This is a genomic window from Vibrio sp. 1069 (assembly GCF_033340555.1).
In genome coordinates, this window is sequence record NZ_JAWOWP010000317.1 from 1 (window position 1) to 738 (window position 738).

At 41.9% G+C, this 738-nt stretch carries 1 protein-coding gene; it reads right to left on the reverse strand.

What is annotated here, in order from left to right; translation table 11 throughout:
• Positions 1–30 precede the first annotated feature (30 nt).
• Positions 31–621, reverse strand: coding sequence for a LemA family protein (locus tag R7040_RS26235; RefSeq protein ID WP_005486526.1), 591 nt, complete (start codon positions 619–621; stop codon positions 31–33).
• Positions 622–738: the final 117 nt, after the last annotated feature.

A 738-nucleotide genomic window follows, 5' to 3' on the forward strand; every position in this document is an offset into this window, starting at 1 on the left:
GCGCAGTGTCTTGATGATGAAAAAAGTCCATTAGAACGCAACCTTCGGCGCTTCTTGGATTGCTTCTGTGTCTGCAAACTCAAGTAACTTACCGTCTTGGAAACCAAATGTGTTCGCGAAGATAACGGGTGGGAATGTTTGCTTGTAAGTGTTGTAGCTGGTCACGGCATCATTAAATGCTTGGCGGGCAAACGCGACTTTGTTTTCGGTACTGGTTAGCTCTTCTTGGAGTTGGCTCATCGTCTCGTTTGCTTTCAATTCAGGGTAGGCTTCTACCACAACGTTCAGTTTGCCGAGAGCGTTTTGTAACATGCCTTCTGCTTGGCTAAGCTGGCTAATTGCAGCATCACTATCTGGTGCATCACTGGCGGCTTTTAAACCTGCTATCGCTTGGTTACGAGCTTGGATAACGCGTTCAAACGTTTCCTTCTCATGATCCATGTAACCTTTAGCGGTGTTTACTAAATTCGGAATTAGGTCGTATCGACGTTTCAGTTGAACTTCGATTTGAGCGAAGCTGTTTTTAAAGCGATTTCGTAGAGTAACGAGCTTGTTGTAAATACTGATTGCGTAAACCACAACCAGCAGAACAATAACAATAAAGACAATCAGTGCAGTCATAGTGAGTTCCATTTTGTGAATGTATCAGTGTTTTATATAAGTAGTTGAGATATTAAGCAAATTAGACTTACTTATAATGTGGGGTATTTTTAAATATGGCACGTATTGCGTAAGAAA

Bases quoted from the DNA above. Each gene is read 5' to 3' on its own strand.
- R7040_RS26235 (WP_005486526.1), bottom strand. From the start codon at position 621: ATGACTGCACTGATTGTCTTTATTGTTATTGTTCTGCTGGTTGTGGTT.